General features: G+C 39.0%; 13 protein-coding genes, 1 rRNA gene and 1 pseudogene (1 of these 15 only partly in view). 6 read left to right on the top strand and 9 right to left on the bottom strand.

Features of this window, described 5'->3' with window-relative positions:
* From IGI46_RS10020 to IGI46_RS10010, 3 genes are all read right to left on the bottom strand, one after another.
* A 16S ribosomal RNA gene (locus IGI46_RS10020) occupies window positions 1–1,235 on the bottom strand (it extends 325 nt beyond the left edge of the window).
* A gap of 426 nt (window positions 1,236–1,661) precedes the next feature.
* Window positions 1,662–2,495 carry an endonuclease/exonuclease/phosphatase family protein gene (locus IGI46_RS10015; protein WP_429963132.1) on the bottom strand — a complete coding sequence of 278 codons (834 nt, stop codon included), beginning with the start codon at window positions 2,493–2,495 and terminating at the stop codon, window positions 1,662–1,664.
* A gap of 15 nt (window positions 2,496–2,510) precedes the next feature.
* Entirely contained in the window at window positions 2,511–4,688 is a 2,178-nt protein-coding gene (locus IGI46_RS10010) for a PTS transporter subunit IIBC (protein ID WP_429973962.1), read from the bottom strand.
* Between the two features lie 210 nt (window positions 4,689–4,898).
* On the opposite strand from IGI46_RS10010, the gene IGI46_RS10005 reads away from it, so the two are divergent.
* The 6 genes and pseudogenes from IGI46_RS10005 (at window position 4,899) to IGI46_RS09980 (ending at window position 12,343) form a co-directional block, all read left to right on the top strand.
* Window positions 4,899–7,187 (top strand): glycoside hydrolase family 65 protein, encoded by a 2,289-nt coding sequence (locus tag IGI46_RS10005; RefSeq protein ID WP_429963131.1) that lies wholly within the window; start codon window positions 4,899–4,901, stop codon window positions 7,185–7,187.
* A complete protein-coding gene (pgmB, locus tag IGI46_RS10000; RefSeq protein ID WP_429963130.1) occupies window positions 7,180–7,839 on the top strand; it encodes a beta-phosphoglucomutase in 660 nt (219 codons plus the stop codon). Before IGI46_RS10005 ends, pgmB begins: the two co-directional genes overlap by 8 nt.
* A gap of 21 nt (window positions 7,840–7,860) precedes the next feature.
* Window positions 7,861–8,889, top strand: a pseudogene (locus IGI46_RS09995) (LacI family DNA-binding transcriptional regulator); the annotation flags it as partial.
* A gap of 72 nt (window positions 8,890–8,961) precedes the next feature.
* Window positions 8,962–9,753, top strand: coding sequence for a metallophosphoesterase (locus IGI46_RS09990; RefSeq protein WP_429963129.1), 792 nt, complete (start codon window positions 8,962–8,964; stop codon window positions 9,751–9,753).
* Window positions 9,754–9,916: 163 nt separating this feature from the next.
* Complete coding sequence (locus IGI46_RS09985) at window positions 9,917–10,768, top strand: MurR/RpiR family transcriptional regulator (RefSeq protein WP_207704400.1); 852 nt, start codon at window positions 9,917–9,919, stop codon at window positions 10,766–10,768.
* A gap of 414 nt (window positions 10,769–11,182) precedes the next feature.
* Window positions 11,183–12,343, top strand: coding sequence for a hypothetical protein (locus IGI46_RS09980; protein ID WP_429963128.1), 1,161 nt, complete (start codon window positions 11,183–11,185; stop codon window positions 12,341–12,343).
* A 370-nt stretch (window positions 12,344–12,713) separates the two neighbouring features.
* Here IGI46_RS09980 and sufB read toward each other — a convergent pair whose 3' ends face one another.
* The 6 genes from sufB to IGI46_RS09950 form a co-directional block, all read right to left on the bottom strand.
* Window positions 12,714–14,108: a Fe-S cluster assembly protein SufB gene (gene sufB / locus IGI46_RS09975; RefSeq protein WP_207704397.1), complete on the bottom strand. Its 1,395-nt coding sequence runs from the start codon at window positions 14,106–14,108 to the stop codon at window positions 12,714–12,716.
* 11 nt (window positions 14,109–14,119) lie between these two features.
* Complete coding sequence (gene sufU, locus IGI46_RS09970; RefSeq protein WP_207704396.1) at window positions 14,120–14,593, bottom strand: Fe-S cluster assembly sulfur transfer protein SufU; 474 nt, start codon at window positions 14,591–14,593, stop codon at window positions 14,120–14,122.
* Window positions 14,580–15,815: a cysteine desulfurase gene (locus IGI46_RS09965; protein WP_429963127.1), complete on the bottom strand. Its 1,236-nt coding sequence runs from the start codon at window positions 15,813–15,815 to the stop codon at window positions 14,580–14,582. Before IGI46_RS09965 ends, sufU begins: the two co-directional genes overlap by 14 nt.
* A complete protein-coding gene (sufD, locus tag IGI46_RS09960; RefSeq protein ID WP_429963126.1) occupies window positions 15,815–17,092 on the bottom strand; it encodes a Fe-S cluster assembly protein SufD in 1,278 nt (425 codons plus the stop codon). Before sufD ends, IGI46_RS09965 begins: the two co-directional genes overlap by 1 nt.
* 12 nt (window positions 17,093–17,104) lie before the next feature.
* Entirely contained in the window at window positions 17,105–17,875 is a 771-nt protein-coding gene (gene sufC / locus IGI46_RS09955; protein ID WP_207704394.1) for a Fe-S cluster assembly ATPase SufC, read from the bottom strand.
* 163 nt (window positions 17,876–18,038) lie between these two features.
* Window positions 18,039–18,809, bottom strand: a complete 771-nt coding sequence (locus IGI46_RS09950) for a DeoR/GlpR family DNA-binding transcription regulator (protein ID WP_207704393.1) — start codon at window positions 18,807–18,809, stop codon at window positions 18,039–18,041.
* Window positions 18,810–18,814 lie beyond the last annotated feature (5 nt).

The raw sequence follows: 18,814 nt of genomic DNA, 5'->3' as shown, positions 1-18,814 counted from the left end.
GTCATAAGGGGCATGATGATTTGACGTCATCCCCACCTTCCTCCGGTTTGTCACCGGCAGTCTCGCTAGAGTGCCCAACTAAATGATGGCAACTAACAATAAGGGTTGCGCTCGTTGCGGGACTTAACCCAACATCTCACGACACGAGCTGACGACAACCATGCACCACCTGTCACTTTGCCCCCGAAGGGGAAGCTCTATCTCTAGAGTGGTCAAAGGATGTCAAGACCTGGTAAGGTTCTTCGCGTTGCTTCGAATTAAACCACATGCTCCACCGCTTGTGCGGGCCCCCGTCAATTCCTTTGAGTTTCAACCTTGCGGTCGTACTCCCCAGGCGGAGTGCTTAATGCGTTAGCTGCAGCACTGAAGGGCGGAAACCCTCCAACACTTAGCACTCATCGTTTACGGCGTGGACTACCAGGGTATCTAATCCTGTTTGCTCCCCACGCTTTCGAGCCTCAGCGTCAGTTACAGACCAGAGAGCCGCCTTCGCCACTGGTGTTCCTCCATATATCTACGCATTTCACCGCTACACATGGAATTCCACTCTCCTCTTCTGCACTCAAGTTTCCCAGTTTCCAATGACCCTCCCCGGTTGAGCCGGGGGCTTTCACATCAGACTTAAGAAACCGCCTGCGCTCGCTTTACGCCCAATAAATCCGGACAACGCTTGCCACCTACGTATTACCGCGGCTGCTGGCACGTAGTTAGCCGTGGCTTTCTGGTTAGATACCGTCAAGGGGTGAACTTTTTACTCTCACCCTTGTTCTTCTCTAACAACAGAGTTTTACGATCCGAAAACCTTCTTCACTCACGCGGCGTTGCTCGGTCAGACTTTCGTCCATTGCCGAAGATTCCCTACTGCTGCCTCCCGTAGGAGTTTGGGCCGTGTCTCAGTCCCAATGTGGCCGATCACCCTCTCAGGTCGGCTATGCATCGTTGCCTTGGTGAGCCGTTACCTCACCAACTAGCTAATGCACCGCGGGTCCATCCTCGAGTGACGCAAAAGCGCCTTTCAAAAGAAAACCATGCGGTTTTCTTTGTTATGCGGTATTAGCACCTGTTTCCAAGTGTTATCCCCCCGCTCGAGGGTAGGTTACCCACGTGTTACTCACCCGTTCGCCACTCCTTTTCTTCCGGTGGAGCAAGCTCCGGTGGAAGAAAAAGCGTTCGACTTGCATGTATTAGGCACGCCGCCAGCGTTCGTCCTGAGCCAGGATCAAACTCTCATAAAAAGTGTTTGAAACAGTCTTGCGACTGTTAAGCTCAATTTAAAAATTGATTCGCTAGCAATTGCTTGCTATGTTGTTTGCTTCTATATAATAGAAGCGCCCTACACATTTGGTTTGTTTTATTCGTTCAGTTTTCAAAGGTCTACTTTTGATAATACATTGTGAAAGCTTGTCGCTTCAACAACTTTTATATCATATCAGTTGCTTTACAGATAGTCAAGAACTTTTTTCATCTTTTTTCTGAAAAAATGAAATCTTCAATCAGCAACTTTCATATCATATCTTTTATCAAAGCGTTTGTCAACAAAAAGATTTACGAATATTTTCGTGAAATTTTCTTTTTGCAGCAACGTTTTGTATCATATCATATACAGCGGAAATGTCAACAGCTTGGTCTAGTTATTTTCACAAAAAAACTGGCCCCTCTATTTAAGACCAGTTAAAATCTACTTCTATTCCTAAGTGATCACTTATTTGCGGCAATTGTTTACCGTTAAATAAAGTCCGATAAGTCTGCGCCTTTAGTTGTGCCTGACTAAAAATATAATCTATCCTAATACTTTTTTGATTATCTTGCCAGCCATCAATTGCTTTCTCAACAGTTCCTCTTCCTTGCCTAATTTCAGCTTCCTCATAACTATCAAGAAACCTAAAAGAGCTATCCTTTACTAATTGATACCCTTGATTAGACCTATTATCAGAATTATTGAAGTCTCCCATAACTAAAATCGGAAAAGAAAGCCAATTTACTAATTTCTTCTCCAACGTTTTCCATTCATAGGCAAAACCTTCTGATGAAGAAAGCCACCACGAAAAATGTCCGTTAACAACCACGAAATTTCTTTCTTGATATTTTGTACAACATATTAGGACATTTCTTGTACGATAATCTTTGGGGTCAGTATTTTCAGAAACAGTAAGAGCATATGAAGTGAGTGGGCTTTTTGACAAAAGCCCTACTCCTTCATGATATATATCATATCCAATATGGTTATAGACCCAACTCCAATAATAATGACAGCCCAGCTCTTTTAAGCGCTGAATTAACAGAAGCATAAAGTTATCTTTCTTAACTGCTTTTTGATTTTTTACAGACTGAAAATATCCATCCAAAGCCGCTTCAGTACTGTCTCGATGCTGATTCACTTCTTGTAAACCGACAAGTTGATACCCATTATTTAGGATTGCCTGCGCCAGTACCTCGATTTGTTGTTCAACATTTTCTTCCATATAGCTGTGTGTGTTTAATGTCAATACTTTCATATTAGAGCCGCCCTTTTAACTATCTATACTACCAATCGCTTCACCTTTTTTCACTTTTCCGATTTTATCAAAGTGATATTTCTCTATTTTATCTCCATTGGTAAAGATAACAATCATTGTGGTCATTTTTCCAGCTTCCTTAATTTTAGTCAAATCAACTTGAGCAACAGGTGTCCCTGCTTCAACAGTTTGACCTTCAACAACGGAAATCTTGAACGGACCGCCGTTTAAATCCACTGTATCAATTCCCATGTGTAATAATACTTCAATACCCTCCGCTGTTTCTATGCCGATCGCATGTTTTGTCGGGAAAACTGAGGTTATTTTTCCGACTAATGGACTAACGATCTCTCCATCTTCTGGGATGACTGCAAAGCCTTCACCCATCATTTTTTGCGAAAATACATCATCTTCAACCTGATCAATAGCAATCAGTTCTCCCTTGGCTGGTGCAACTAACTGCGTAGTTTTTCCAAAAAAGTTCGCTCTCGGTTTTTCAATAGTTTCTGAAGCTGCCTCACTTACCGCAATTGTAGGAATTTCTGTGCCTGAATCTAATAAATCTTGAATATCTGATTTAAGAATATCTGCTTTTGGTCCGTAAACTGCCTGTACGCCATTATCCTTAACTAATAATCCTATGGCACCAGCCTTTTTCCATTGTGCCTCACTGCCAACCTTTTGATTGTCATTTACCGAAACACGTAAGCGTGTCATACAAGCATCTACATCTGAAATATTTTTTGGTCCGCCCAACAGGTTGATGATTTGGACAATTTGAGAGTTGGCAGCCGCCGTTTCACCATTACTTGATACTGCCTCCTCTGCCCCATCATTTTCATAGTTGCCGTTTCTTCCTGGAGTTGCATAATTAAACTTCTTAATCATAAAGTTCGCAACAAAATAAGTGAACACTCCAAAAACGATGGTAACAATAACAAAGTTTAAGAAATCACCGCCAATTCCGGCATTTAATCCCATTGGTAAACGTGTTAGCAATTCAATATTGCCAAATGAATGAACCCGCAAGTTAATGACATCAGCCATTGCAAACGCAGCTCCTTGAATAACTGAATAAACAGCATACAGTGGTGCAGCCACAAACATAAACATATATTCTAATGGTTCAGTCACACCAGTTAAAAATACTGCAGCTGCTGCCGAGATATACATAGATTTGTATTGTTTCACCTTGTCTTTGTCAACATTGCGATACATGGCAACAGTCAATCCCATTAGAATACCTGATGAACCGATCATTTGCCCCACCTTGAAGCGCGCAGGGGTCCACTGTTCTAAAGCCTGTGCGTATTGCGCTGTATCTCCAGCACCACGTAAGTTTACCAAGTCTGTCGCCCATGCTAGCCACAATGGATCTTGACCAAATACTTGTTGACCTGCTTGAGCACCTGTCAAGATTTCGTAAGTTCCGCCAAGAGCCGTATAGTTAATTGGAATAGTTAACATATGGTGTAAACCAAATGGCAAAAGCAAACGCTCCAAAGTACCAAATAGGAATGGTGCGAGAATTGGTGCAGTATCTTGCGACTCAGCAATCCATTTACCAAATTCATTAATTCCAGTCTGAATAACTGGCCAAATCAAAGCTAAAATCAAAGAAACAATTACTGACCGCAAAATGACTACGAATGGAACAAATCGTTTCCCATTGAAGAATGTCAATACTTCTGGAAGCTTTCTGAAATTGTAGTACTTATTATAGGCTGTTGCACCGACAAATCCTGCAATAATTCCGACGAAAACTCCCATGTTTAGTGCTGGAGCTTCCAATACGCTTGTGAAATAACCGTCTACCACAATTTCCTGACCCAAAAGAGTATGAGTAATGGCTTCAGGATTCGCTAACATTTCACTCGTTACACCAAAAATGGCACCAGTGATGCGGTTAATTAAAATAAATGCTAGACCCGCGGCAAATGCCCCACCAGCCTTTTCCTTCGCCCAACTTCCACCAATTGCCAAAGCGAATAATAAATGCAGGTTTCCTATAACTGCCCAACCAATATTCTCAATTACACTACCCGTTGTTATAAGCCAACCCAAATTCTCACTGATCATCGGTAATGACTTCCCTATACTGATCATCAGTCCAGCAGCAGGCATTACCGCAATAACTACCATTAATGCTTTACCAAATTTTTGCCAAAACTCGAAACTAAAAATACCTTTGATCCCTTTCATAGTACCTCTCCTTAAAAAAAATATTAATGCAATCGGTTGCGCTGTTTCGTATTATATACCGCATCCGTTTTTTTGTAAACTCTTTCAGACAAATTAATTATTCACCTTTTTGATGGTATCTGTCAAGATTCACGCTTTTTATTGACTAACGCAACCGATTGCGTTTATTATTAAAGAAAAGAAATCATAAGGAGGATACACATGAACCAAATTCAACGATTATTTGACATTGATCCTTGGAAAATCCGCACAACCACATTAGATAAACAAAACCGACGCCTACAAGAATCTCTTACTAGTATCGGTAACGGGTATATGGGTATGCGAGGAAACTTTGAGGAGACTTACAGCGGAGATCATCACAAAGGTACTTATTTAGCTGGTATCTGGTACCCTGATAAAACTCGAGTCGGTTGGTGGAAAAATGGTTATCCCGACTATTTCGGAAAAGTAATCAACGCGATCGACTTTTTACAGATGAAAATTTTTATCAATGAGATCGAGGTTGATTTAGCTAAACAAGGAATGATAGATTTCGATTTAGAACTAAATATGCAAAATGGGGTTTTGTCCCGTTCTTTCACTGTAGTATTAGGTGATGCTAAAGTTCGCTTCTCCTTTGAACGTTTCTTGAGTATCGTTAAAAAGGAATTGGCCGTAATCAAACTTACTGCTGAGTGCCTATCCGGAAAAGCAGACATACAGGTGGTTTCCAGCTTAGATAACAACGTCCAAAACGAGGACAGTAATTATGAAGAAATGTTCTGGATCGAAAAGGAACGCGGTCATAAGGAGGATATCAGCTTTCTAACAACGCAAACTATTCCAAACAACTTTGGAATTGAACAGTTCTCAATTACTGCCGCCATGAAACATAGCGGAAATCTTGAAGCAAGTGTTCAGCATGATGATCAATTGATAGTTTCCGAGCAGTTTAGATGGAGCTTAACTGCTGGCGAAACCGGGCAAGTTGAAAAACGAGTTGTTATCGTGACCAGCCGTGATCTTCCTGAAGCTGAACAACGAGAGGCAGCAGTGGGATTGTTAGCTGATTATGCTCAATCTTACGAAGATTTATACCAAGAGCAAAGTGCTGCATGGGCCAAACGTTGGGAACTGGCCGATGTTTTGATCGAAGGCGATGATGAGGCTCAACAAGGGATTCGCTACAATATTTTTCAACTCTTCTCTACTTATTATGGGGATGATGAACGGTTGAATATCGGACCTAAAGGCTTCACTGGTGAAAAATATGGCGGTGCAACCTATTGGGATACCGAAGCTTATGCAGTCCCAATGTACTTGGCATTAGCTAAACCAAAAGTTTCCAAGAATCTGTTGAAGTACCGCCACAATCAATTACCACAAGCAAAAATTAATGCTCAAAAACAGGGTCTAAAAGGCGCACTGTATCCCATGGTTACATTCACAGGAATTGAGTGCCATAATGAATGGGAAATCACCTTTGAAGAAATTCATCGTAATGGAGCAATTGCTTATGCGATCTACAATTACACAAATTATACAGGTGATGACAGCTATCTGAAGCATGAAGGACTAGAAGTACTTACCGAAATTGCTCGTTTTTGGGCAGATCGCGTTCACTATTCTAAACGCAACCAAAAATATATGATTCATGGTGTAACTGGTCCTAACGAATATGAAAATAATGTCAACAATAACTGGTACACAAATACTATTGCTGCATGGATCTTGAAATATACTTTAGAAAACTATTTACGCTATCAAGGCCATGTTTCAGTAACTATTACCGCTGAAGAACAAGCGAAATGGCGGGATATTATTGAGAAGATGTACTTACCGGAAGACAAGGAGCTGGGTGTATTCGTTCAGCATGATACCTTCTTAGACAAAGACTTAATGCCGGCAAGTGATCTTTCTTCTGAAGATCGACCACTAAACCAAAAATGGTCGTGGGATAAAATTTTACGTTCTTGCTTCATTAAGCAAGCTGATGTCCTGCAGGGTATCTATTTCTTTAACAATCAATTTAGTTTAGAAGAAAAAAAGCGAAACTTTGAATTTTACGAACCGATGACTGTCCATGAATCCTCTTTATCTCCTTCTGTTCATGCCGTTTTAGCTGCAGAATTAGGAAAAGAAGAAAAATCAGTTGAAATGTATCAACGTACTGCTCGCTTAGACTTGGATAATTACAATAACGACACTCAAGATGGCTTGCATATTACTTCTATGACGGGCAGTTGGTTAGCAATCGTACAAGGTTTCGCTCAAATGAAAACATTCGATAATGCTTTAAGCTTTGCTCCCTTTTTACCAAGCAAATGGAAGCAATATTCTTTCCACATCAATTATCGCGGACGTTTGATTGCTGTAGCTGTCAATGAAAATGAAGTATCATTAAGCTTGAAAGAAGGCTCCCCAGTTAAGGTGCACATTTATAACCAAACGGTTGAACTAGGTTCAGAAATTACTGTTCCTTTGAATAAGGAGGAGAAACATGTTTAAAGGTGTACTCTTTGATTTAGATGGCGTAATTACTGATACAGCAGAATATCATTACCAAGCTTGGAAGAAATTAGGCTCTGAAATAGGTATTTCTATTGATCGTCAGTTCAATGAACAATTAAAGGGTGTCAGTCGGGAAGATTCTCTTAATCGTATGCTTGAACATGGCGGCAAATCTTCCACTTATACTCCAGAGGAACTAGCAGAATTGGCTGCTCGTAAAAATGAAAATTATGTCAAAATGATTCAAAAAGTCTCGCCAAAGGATGTCTATCCTGGTATTTTAGACTTATTAGAAAATCTAAGGCAAGCCGGGATTAAAATTTCTTTGGCATCCGCTAGCAAAAACGGACCCTTTCTACTAAAACAGATGGCCTTAACAGATTATTTTGATGGGGTTGCGGATCCAGCTAAACTACAAGCTGGTAAACCGGCACCAGATATTTTTATAGAAGCTGCTGAAATTGTCGGATTGTCGCCAAATGAATGCATTGGAATTGAAGATGCACAGGCTGGCATTACTGCTATTAAAGCTAGCGGAGCATTACCTATTGGTATAGGACAACCTGAACAACTGGGCTATGATATTCCACTTGTAGCTTCTACTAAAGAATTAACATTGGAATTTTTAACCAACTGCTGGAAGAATTAAGCAGCAAACAGAAAGGAGAGAAAAACAAAAATGACTGTTACCGTAAAAGATGTTGCAAAAAAGGCAGGAGTCTCTCCTTCTACCGTTTCACGCGTAATCAATGATCATCCAAGCATTTCCAATGAAACAAAAAAGAAAATTCGATATATTATGGACGAAATGGGCTATTTTCCAAATATAACTGCTCGAAATTTGGGAAAGCAACGAGCAAATTCTTTAGGCGTAATCCTGCCGCCTTTAGATTCCAACGAACGAATCGGAAACCCATTATACTTGGAGCTGATTAATGCTATTAACGAAACTGCACATGAATTTCAAGTGACCACCGCAGTGGCTTCAGCTACAACAGCAGAAAGTTTATTGGAGAACGTCATAAGAATGCATCGGCAAAAACAAGTTGACGGATTTATCTTAACCTATTCTGAGAAGGACGATCCAATAACACAGTATCTGTATGAAAATAGTGTTCCTTTCACTTTGATTGGACGCCCCGCAGAAAAGGAAGCTGAGATTATTTACGTTGATAATGACAATCAACTGCTTGGCAAACAAGCCACAGAATTTTTATTATCAAAAGGACATAAAAATATTTTGTTTGCTTCAAATGTAAACCAGCAAATCGTTTTCTTCGAACGCTATTTCGGATATCAGGAGGCTCTCATGCTAGCTAGTCTACCCACGCATTCGCCGATCACGTTGACTAAACCAGAAGACTACGCAGCCTTTCCTGAAATTATTGAACAAACTAATGCAACAGCCCTAGTCGTTATTGATGACATCTTTGCTCTGCGAATTATTCAATTAGCTAATTTTTACGGCTATCAGGTACCCGATGATCTATCCATCATCAGCTTCAATAATTCTATTTTTGCAACCTTAGTACATCCTTATCTAACAACCATCGATATCGATATTACTGATTTAGGACGACTAGGAACTCAGAAATTAATGGAGCAAATGGACAACCAACCAAGCAACGGAGTTCAGCTGGTTGTTCCACATCAATTGATTCAAAGGGAAACAGTCATTAAAAATCCTAAGAATCAATAAAAAGCTGAAGGCGCAACTTGTGGCCTTCAGTCTTTTTTCGCTATACTGCACAAATAGAGAGAAGGAACAACCATGCAGATCATTCTATTAAGTATAGTGATTTTTGTATTATACGCGAGCTATGAAACGTTTCGTCTAAAAGAAAAGCATTTTAGTTTAAAAAAGGAAAACCATATAAAAATCGAAGAAGGCCATACAGGCTCTTTCACGATTGCTCATATTAGTGATATTCATTTTTCGCGTTTTTATTCTCCGAAACGTTTTTCGAAAATTGTCGCTGCAATCAACTTGCAGGTACCAGAGGTAATTATTTTTACTGGCGACTTGGTGGAGGACTTTCGTTATTGGCGAAAAAGAGATTGTTCCGAGATAATTAGGCAGCTAGCTGCTTTACAAGCAGTTAAAGGTAAATTCGCTATATTAGGAAACCATGATTATCAATCTGAAGGCCAGCAGCAAGTACAAGATATTTTAGTCAAAGGTGGTTTTACTCTTTTGGACAATCAAACTCAGGTAATAGAAACGATCAGTCTATCTGGGATCGAAGATAATCAAGGAGGTATTCCTGATTACTCAATCACTCCTTTACCAGCTGATTTTTCAATCTTATTAATTCATGAACCTGACCAAGTAGATGAAATCAAAGCACTATCCTCCTTCGATTTAGTCTTAGCTGGACACAGTCATGGCGGTCAACTCCACTTACCCGGGCTGCCATATCGAAATCACGGGTCGAAAAAATATTGGGCAGGAATCTATCATTTATCTGAACACTCATTGCTAATAGTAAACACAGGCCTTGGAACCACTGGACCTCCTCTACGTTTTCGAGTAATACCTGAAATTCTTTATTTGCATTTATAAAAGGAAAATCCCCCTCATGTTTGTGGTTTTAGCGACCGATTCAAAACAAACGACAGAACAAAAGGCAAAAAATTATAGCTATTAGTCACAATTCATTAAAATTTGGGGAGTTGTTCTTCAAAAAAAATGATATAATAAAGAAAAAACGGAAAAGAGGTAGACTATGAGTGTTCTTTCCCATATGGACAGCATGAAGAAGGATATGTCTGCTGCTGAAAAGAAAATTTATCGTTTCATCTGCGACAACAAGGAAACTATTCCTACTATGACAGCGAGTGAAATTGCTGCCGGTGCTGGATCTAGCGCACCAACGGTTGTACGTTTTTCAAAAAAAATGGGGTTTAATAGCTTAACAGCTTTTAAAATCAGTCTTTCAGCGGAAACAAGACAAGCAGTAGAAATTACTGGTTACAGCGATGTCGGTCCTAACGAACCCTTTCAAACATTGAAAAACAAGTTAGCAAACAACGCGCAATTTACGATTAGTGAAACATCAGAGCTCTTCAATGAGAAAATTTTCAATGAAGCTTGTCACTTACTTGAGTCCACCAATTTTTGTTTCGTCTCAGGTGTTGGTGCTTCTCGCCTAGCCGCAGATGATATTACGCAAAAATGGACGCGTCTTGGTAAAAACATTGTTTACGAAACCGACTACAACTTACTCTTGCCGCAATTAGTTACTAACGCGAAACAAAGTGTTCTGTTTCTAATTTCAAATTCAGGAAAAACACCTGAATTAATCGCACTCGCTGAAACAGCGAAAAGCTTAGATATACCAATTATTGCTTTGACACAATTCGGTCAAAATCGTTTATCAAAATTAGCTGATATCCATTTGCAGACTTCAAGACCTATGGAAGCTGAAATTCGGAGTGCGGCAACCAATTCGATTATTGCACAATTCATTACTATTGATTTATTGTTCTATTTATACATTAGCAGAAATCAAAAATACGCTAAAAAGATCTTTAATACTCGTCAAGCGATTGATCAATATCGGCAAAAGTATTTCTAATTTAAGCATCGGAGTCCTTGGCTTACCCGCCGACAACTTCGATGTTTTTTTATCAAATATTTACTTTAAAAATTAATCTTTCTTTAACTTTATTATCAAGTTTGTTAAAAATTATATTATGTCTTTATGTGATTATTTTTGTTGAAATCCCCCTAACATATAGTAATTGTGTGATGATTAGCTAATGATAAAAAACTTTCAATAACATGCTTAATAAATTAAAAAAATATTTGATTACAACGCAAAAAATGCTGCATAAAATAATTTTTGTTTAAAAAAACTGAGAGTAAACGCTTTCTTAGTTTAAAATACCTAATGAATCCACTAAAATCTACTATCTTATTTACTTAATACAAGGTAAACTATAGATATAAAATGTAGGATTTACTATTTATACGGAGGGCGAGATTAGCAATGAAAGCGAAGAAAAAAAAACAGTTAAAAGCACAGTTTTTAAAAGAATCTCCTTTATTCCACTTAAAAAAGGAAACTAAGACGCTAATAAAAAAGGGAGAGAACCCTTATTTCCTTGCCTTAGACTGTTTGTATCACCGTTACCATATCACACATTTCGATAAATCTGATGAGCAATTAATGAATTTTCTTGAACGTTACTTGTTAGAATTAATTGAACCCGTTAACTATCATGTCGGCCAAGAACAGCTGCTGCATGACATGGGTAAATATCAACACTTGCTGGAAACTTATCATTTATTAAAATATGATCCATCCGCATTTAAGCAAAGTATGGATTGGTTTCAAGAGCTCTTTTCAGATCAGCTGGAAACTATCAGGCAATGGCCAAAGCAGTTCATACTTAGCATTTTTTCTGTAATAAAAGAGGATGACACGTTCTATTTTATGGATGAAAGAGATCAGCAAAAATATTTAATCAAAAATTTCAAAACATTAAATCTGAAAGGTTTGGCGGCAAAGCAGTTACGGGTATTGGCTCTGATCGTTCCGATTGGCGAAAACTATATTTCTACTCCACCAATTGTTAGCGAACCTGATCAGATTATTTTAGGAGCTTTAAGAAAAGAGTCTGCAGAAGAAGCAGCTAAAGATTCTATTTTATGGTATACCAGCTTCCTGCATGACCAGATTGGCGAAGATATTGATGATGTTTTCGAAAGGTTGGAGCAGAATTTAGAGGAAGAATTAGGCGAGCATCCTGATTGGGTTGAGGAAGCAGATATGGAAGATCCGCCATTTTATCCAGCACAAAAACAACCCCTTGAAACTCCAGAAGGGTTCGCACGCAGACTACTGGCTCAGGACGAAACACTGAACGAGTTTATTTATAGTGAGCAAATGACTGCCTTCTTAGCGCAGGTAATTGAACGTTTCCCACAAATGTTCTTTGCAAAATCCAATGCTTTCTCTTTATTAGAGGCTGTGAGAGATATTTTTACGGACGAAGAGGTTGACGACGAACAATTTGAAATGTATAGCAATTTTGCTTCAATTTTTTGGTATGGTTTCTTGCGAGAAAATATGTCTGATGAAATTAAAAACATTGAGCAATACCAAGTTTCTAAAGATTATTGGTATGAAAAATTTGTGTCTTATTAACAGTAATGAATACTTCATACCGCAGGTCGAAAAATAGTTAAATCCTAACTACCGTAGTTGTAAAGTCTACTTTAAAACTCTCTTTTTTACGGATATTTAACTAACGATAGTTTGGATTTTCTTTTTAGCTGTTTATTCATAACTCTATCCTTTCTTTTGATGCAATTTAAGGTGTACACTCTAATATCCTTAGTATATGTTACCAAATGAAAAGTTCCCATCCTTCTAAAAATCAACTCCACCCTGAAAAAGCTCATTTTAAGCACCAATGTAACAATACAATTCCTCTTTTGTTCCCTTTTTTTGAAAAGTTAATCCAAAAGAAGCTCGAAACGTCTTGAATCAAACGCTTCGAGCTTTTATTTTTGTATTATCCGACTGACCCTTCCATTTCAAATTGGATCAACCGGTTTAATTCTACTGCATATTCCATCGGTAACTCTTTAGTAAAGGGCTCAACAAATCCCATAACGATCATTTCTGTTGCTTCTTGCTCTGAAATACCACGACTCATTAAATAATACAATTGTTCTTCTGAAATCTTCGAAACCTTTGCTTCGTGTTCAAGAGAAACATTACCATTCATAATTTCGTTATAAGGTATCGTATCTGAACGAGAAATATCATCCATAATAATCGTATCGCACTCAATATGGCTGAATGACCCTTCGCTATCACGAGTAAAACGAACAGTTCCGCGATAGTCTACTGCCCCACCGTCCTTAGCGATTGATTTAGAAACAATTGTACTCGACGTGTTTGGCGCATTATGAATCATGCGAGCGCCATTATCCAAAACAATGTTTTTACCAGCCACTGCGATCGACAGCATTGTACCACGAGCACCTCTACCATTCATATAGACACTTGGGTACTTCATTGTAACCTTAGAACCTAAATTACCATCTACCCACTCCATTGTAGCATTTTCTTGAGCTTGGCCTCGTTTAGTTTCCAAACTATAAACATTGTTAGACCAGTTTTGAATTGTTGTATAGCGGCAATAACCATCCTTTTTTACAAACACTTCTACTACAGCAGCATGCAAGCTGTCTGATGAGTAGGTAGGGGCCGTACAGCCCTCTACGTAATTAATACTGGCACCTTCATCGACAATAATCAGCGTACGCTCAAATTGCCCAGTGTTAGCAGCATTAATCCGGAAGTATGATTGAATTGGAATATCCGTTTGAACACCTTTTGGCACATAGATAAAGGTTCCACCTGACCAAGCAGCAGAGTTTAGAGCTGCCAACTTATTATCAGATGGCGGCACTAAGGTTCCAAAGTATTCCTTAAATAGTTCTGGATACTCCTTCAAGGCAGAATCAGTATCCGTAAAGACGATTCCTAATTTTTCAAACTCATCCTTCATATTATGATAGACAACTTCTGACTCATATTGAGCAGAAGCTCCCGCTAAATATGCACGTTCTGCTTCAGGAATACCTAAACGCTCAAAGGTTGTTTTAATCTCTTCAGGAACATCCTCCCAGTCACGAGCCGGTTTATTACTGGATTTAATATAATAATTAATCTTGTTAAAGTCCAAATCAGTTAAATCCGGACCATAATCAGGCATATTTAATTTATAGAATGTTTCAAGAGATTTCAAACGAAACTCCAACATCCATTCTGGTTCCCCTTTAACGCGGGAGATTTCGCGAATAACTTCTTCAGATAAGCCTTCCCCAGTCGTAAAGACAGGTTTTACATCATCGTGGAAGCCAAATTGATACTCATCTTGCAGTTCAGGTACAGTCATAGTTCCCGCTCCTATTCTTTATGAAATTGACCAGCTGTTGCTTTTCCCTCATCATCTGTTAAAGCTTTTCCTAATGCCTTCCAGGCTAAGGTAGAACATTTAATACGTGCCGGAAACTTAGCAACTCCGCTAAGCATTGCAGCTTCTCCCAGCGCATTACTGTCTTCATCAGATAATTGGTTGCCTTGAACCATTTGGGCAAAGCTGACAGCCAGATGTTCTGCTTCTTCAACACTTTTTCCAATCACCGCATCTGTCATCATTGATGCACTGGCTGTGCTAATTGAACAACCACTGCCAGAAAATGCAATGTCATCAATCACACCGTCTTTTACCGACAATTCCAATTCAATGATATCACCACAGGTCGGATTGTTCATTTCAATCGTACGGGTAGATTCATTCAACTTTCCAAAATGATGAGGACGAGAAGAATGATCCAAAATAACTTGACGATACAAATTGTCTAATCTAGATAGCGCCATTTTTGAAAAACTCCTTTGTGGCTTCCAAAGCAAAAATCAAACGATCCGCATCAGCTTTCGTATTATAGAAATAAAAACTAGCCCGTGCAGTCGCAGGAAGATCCAAATATTTCATCAACGGTTGCGCACAATGATGACCTGCACGCACTGCAACTCCCTCCATATCCAGGGCAGTTGCTAGATCATGAGGATGTACTCCTTCTAAATTAAAGGATAAAACGCCTGTATGATTTTCCACATCTTTAGGGCCGTAAACCGTCAAACCATCAATCGATTGCAATTTAGGTAATACATATGCAACTAAATTCTGTTCATACTGATGAATATTCTCCATACCAACAGCAGTTAAATAGTCGATTGCTGCACCTAGAGCAATTGCTCCGGCGATGTTCGGTGTACCTGCTTCAAATTTCCAAGGCAGTTCTTTCCACGTACTATCATATAAGTTGACAAAATCAATCATTTCTCCGCCGAACTCGATCGGTTCCATTTGCTCCAAAAACGGTCTTTTGCCATATAATACACCAATTCCAGTCGGTCCGCACATCTTATGTCCACTAAAAGCAAAGAAATCGCAATCTAATGCTTGTACATCTACCTTCATGTGTGGACTAGACTGCGCACCATCTACTATCATTACTGCGCCATTGTCATGAGCCAGCTTAGCTAACTCATTAATCGGATTGACTACCCCTAAAACATTGGAAACATGAGCAATTGACACAATCGCTGTCTTATCATTGATCACTTGCTTAGCTTCTTCCATATCAATAAAGCCTTCTTGATTCATAGAAAGATAGCGTAACTTCGCTCCCTTACGATCAGCCAGCTGCTGCCATGGAATAATATTCGAGTGATGCTCCATGAAGGAGATAACAATTTCATCGCCTTCATTGACAAATGCATCTCCGTAGCTCCGAGATAACCAGTTTAGTCCAGTTGTTGTACCTCGTGTAAATAATACTTCAGCCGATTCGTTGGCGTTGATAAATGCGCGGACTTTTTCACGGGCACCTTCGTACTTTACCGTTGCTCGTTCTGCTAATGTATGAACACCGCGATGTACATTGGCATTATCATTTTCATAATAATAGCGTAAAGCATCTAATACTTGCTTAGGTTTTTGTGTCGTAGCTGCATTGTCAAGGTACACCAACGGTTCATCGTTCACTTCTTGAAAAAGAATGGGGAAATCTTCCCGCAACTCCGAAAAATTGATCATTATTTTTTCAACTTCCCTTCGATCATATCGATCAGTTGGTCTTGAGCAGCTTTTACAGGAATGGCAGTTAATACAGGTCCTAAAAATCCGCGAATAACTAAACGCTCTGCTTCATCTTTAGCCAACCCGCGACTCATTAAATAGAAGAGCTCCTCAGGATCAACTCGTCCAACACTTGCAGCATGTCCAGCAGTTACCTCGTTTTCTTCAATTAGTAAGATTGGATTAGCATCTCCGCGCGATTTAGTAGACAGCATTAATACCCTACTTTCTTGCTGTGCATCTGCCCCTTTGGCTCCTCGCAAAATATGCCCGATTCCATTAAAGGTTAACGTAGATTTTTCCAAAATCACACCATGTTGCAAAATGTGTCCGATTGTATGCGGTGCTTTATTGGTCACACGCGTGTCAATCCCTTGAATTTGCTTGCCTGTACTAATAGCAACAATTTTCACTTCGGAGTGTGCGCCATCACCAACCAGATCAGAATCAAAGTCAGCTATTACATTGCCGTCATTCATAATACCTATCGCCCAATCAATCATAGAATCACGCATTAAATAACCGCGACGATTCATGTAGGTAGCTATGTTATTGCCTAAAGTATCGATTGCAGAAAACTTAATTCTTGCACCTGGCTTAGCAATAACCTCCACTACAACATTACCTGATAACTTTTTAGCATCAGCACCTTGAGAATCAAATCGTTCTAAGTAAGAGAACTCACTGTTTTCTTCAGCAACAATCAATATGTGCTTAAAGAAGTGAGTATTGTCATTGCCGTTATGGATAAACAAAGACTCCATGGCTTGTTCAATCACTACGTTTTTAGGAACATACAGGAAAACACCATTATTCATAAAAGCCGCATGTAAAGCTGTCAATGAATTTTCATCCATTGGTACCGCTTTTTGCATATAATATTCTTTTACTAACTCCGGATACTCTTTTACAGCAGTCATTAGATCAGTAAAAATGACTCCTTTTTCTGCTAACTCTGGAGAAATCTGTTCAAAGACAGTATCATCTCCGATTTGAGCCACCATCGGATTGTCCGGCATTTGATCGAATCCTGGAACAGTTCCAGTTTCTAATTGACGTTCCGGTTTTACATTATATAAATGCCAACGGGCAAATTTCACTTTTTCAATCACAGGAAGCGGCAGTTCTTCAATTTTTTCCAAAGCTGAAAGTCTAAAATCAGTCATCCATTGAGGTTCTTCCCATGAAGCGGAATAAGTCTTCACGGCATCAAGATAATCCATCCATTTTGTCATTTATCTTGCCTCCTACACTTCTTCTTTGTAATCAATACCTAATTCAGCTGAGATACCAGCATAACCCTCAGATTCTAAACGTTTAGCCAATTCCGAGTTACCAGTTAAGACTACCCGTCCATCCATCATGATATGAACCACATCAGGCACAATATAATTTAACAAACGTTGATAGTGAGTGATGATTAACGCTCCGAAATTATCTCCACGCATAGCATTAATTCCTTTTGAGACAACTTTCAAGGCATCAATATCTAATCCCGAATCAATTTCATCTAAAATAGCAAAGGTTGGTTCAATCATCAATAATTGAAGAATTTCATTCCGTTTCTTTTCTCCACCAGAAAATCCTTCATTCAAGTAACGCTCCGCCATTTCTTCCGGCATATTCAATAAGGCCATTTTCTCGTCTAATTTTTTTAAGAAATTCATTACTGAAATCTTGTCTTCCTCTTTGCGACCTGCGTTCATAGCTGCTCGCATAAATTCTGCGTTACTAATACCAGGAATCTCACTTGGGTATTGCATTGCCAAAAACAGGCCTAATCGAGCACGCTCATCAACTTCTAAATCTAATACGTTGGTTCCATCAAATAAGATTTCTCCTTGAGTAACTTCATAATTGGGATTTCCCATGATCGCCGCAGAAAGGGTTGATTTTCCCGTTCCATTTGGTCCCATAATCGCATGGATTTCTCCCGTTTTCATAGTTAAGTTTACGCCTTTTAAAATCTCTTTATCTTCAATGGATACATGCAAATCTTTAATCTCTAAAACAGACATGAATTTCCCTCCAAAATATTTTTTCGTTCTCACATATTTTAGACTAATTGAGAATGTAATTCAAATGAATTCAGCACTTTTCTAAAGAAAACTACTGTTTATTTAGAATTATTCTTGGTTTAGTCAAAAAATCAGATCTCGCCTAATTTATTCAGTAAATTACTCAATACAAACACTTTATATGATGATTAGCCAGTTTCTCTATTTTTTCCCCTGTTATTGGCTGATCTGTAATCAGATAATCAATCTCATGACAAGCAATTCCCTGATACATGTATTTGTGATCTAACTTATCAGAAGTTGCTAATACTATTAACTGATTTGCTTGTCGGCGGAAGGCTTTCTTCATTTGCGCCTCACCTTCATGCGTTTCCGTAACTCCATGTTCAAAATCCAAGCCGCGACAGCCAATAAAGGCCAGATCAGCATTATAAGTTAGGCTATCATTATAAGCCTTTGATCCATTGATTGTTGCTCGTTTAGGTACAATTGATCCGCCTAATATAGAAACATGAGCTGAAGTAAACTCGCTTAACATGACCGCAGTAAGTACGCCATTAGTAATAATTTGTAACCCATCAAATTTGCTTAAATTTTTAATTAGATGCAGGCATGTGGTGCTAGAATCTAAAAAGATAACCATATCATCCTTGATTAATGTTTCCGCAACGTTTGCAATGTACTGCTTATTATTCTCCTCATCAAGATGTGTCACTTTCATCAAGTATGGCACATCAATTTTTTTATTATCCACGAGCATAGCTCCGCCACGAGTGCGGCGGATTAAACCAGTCTTTTCCAGCATAATCAAATCTCTCTTAACGGTAGCCTCGCTGTAATTAACTAGTTCAATCAAATCAGCCACACGAGCAAATTGATTCACCTTTAAGTAATTGACAATCTGCTGCTGCCGATCTTCAATAACACTTAGCATAGAAT

Source organism: Enterococcus sp. AZ163 (genome assembly GCF_050498925.1).
Lineage (GTDB): Bacteria > Bacillota > Bacilli > Lactobacillales > Enterococcaceae > Enterococcus_A > Enterococcus_A ferrettii.
This window is presented reverse-complemented; position numbering and strand designations above follow the sequence as displayed.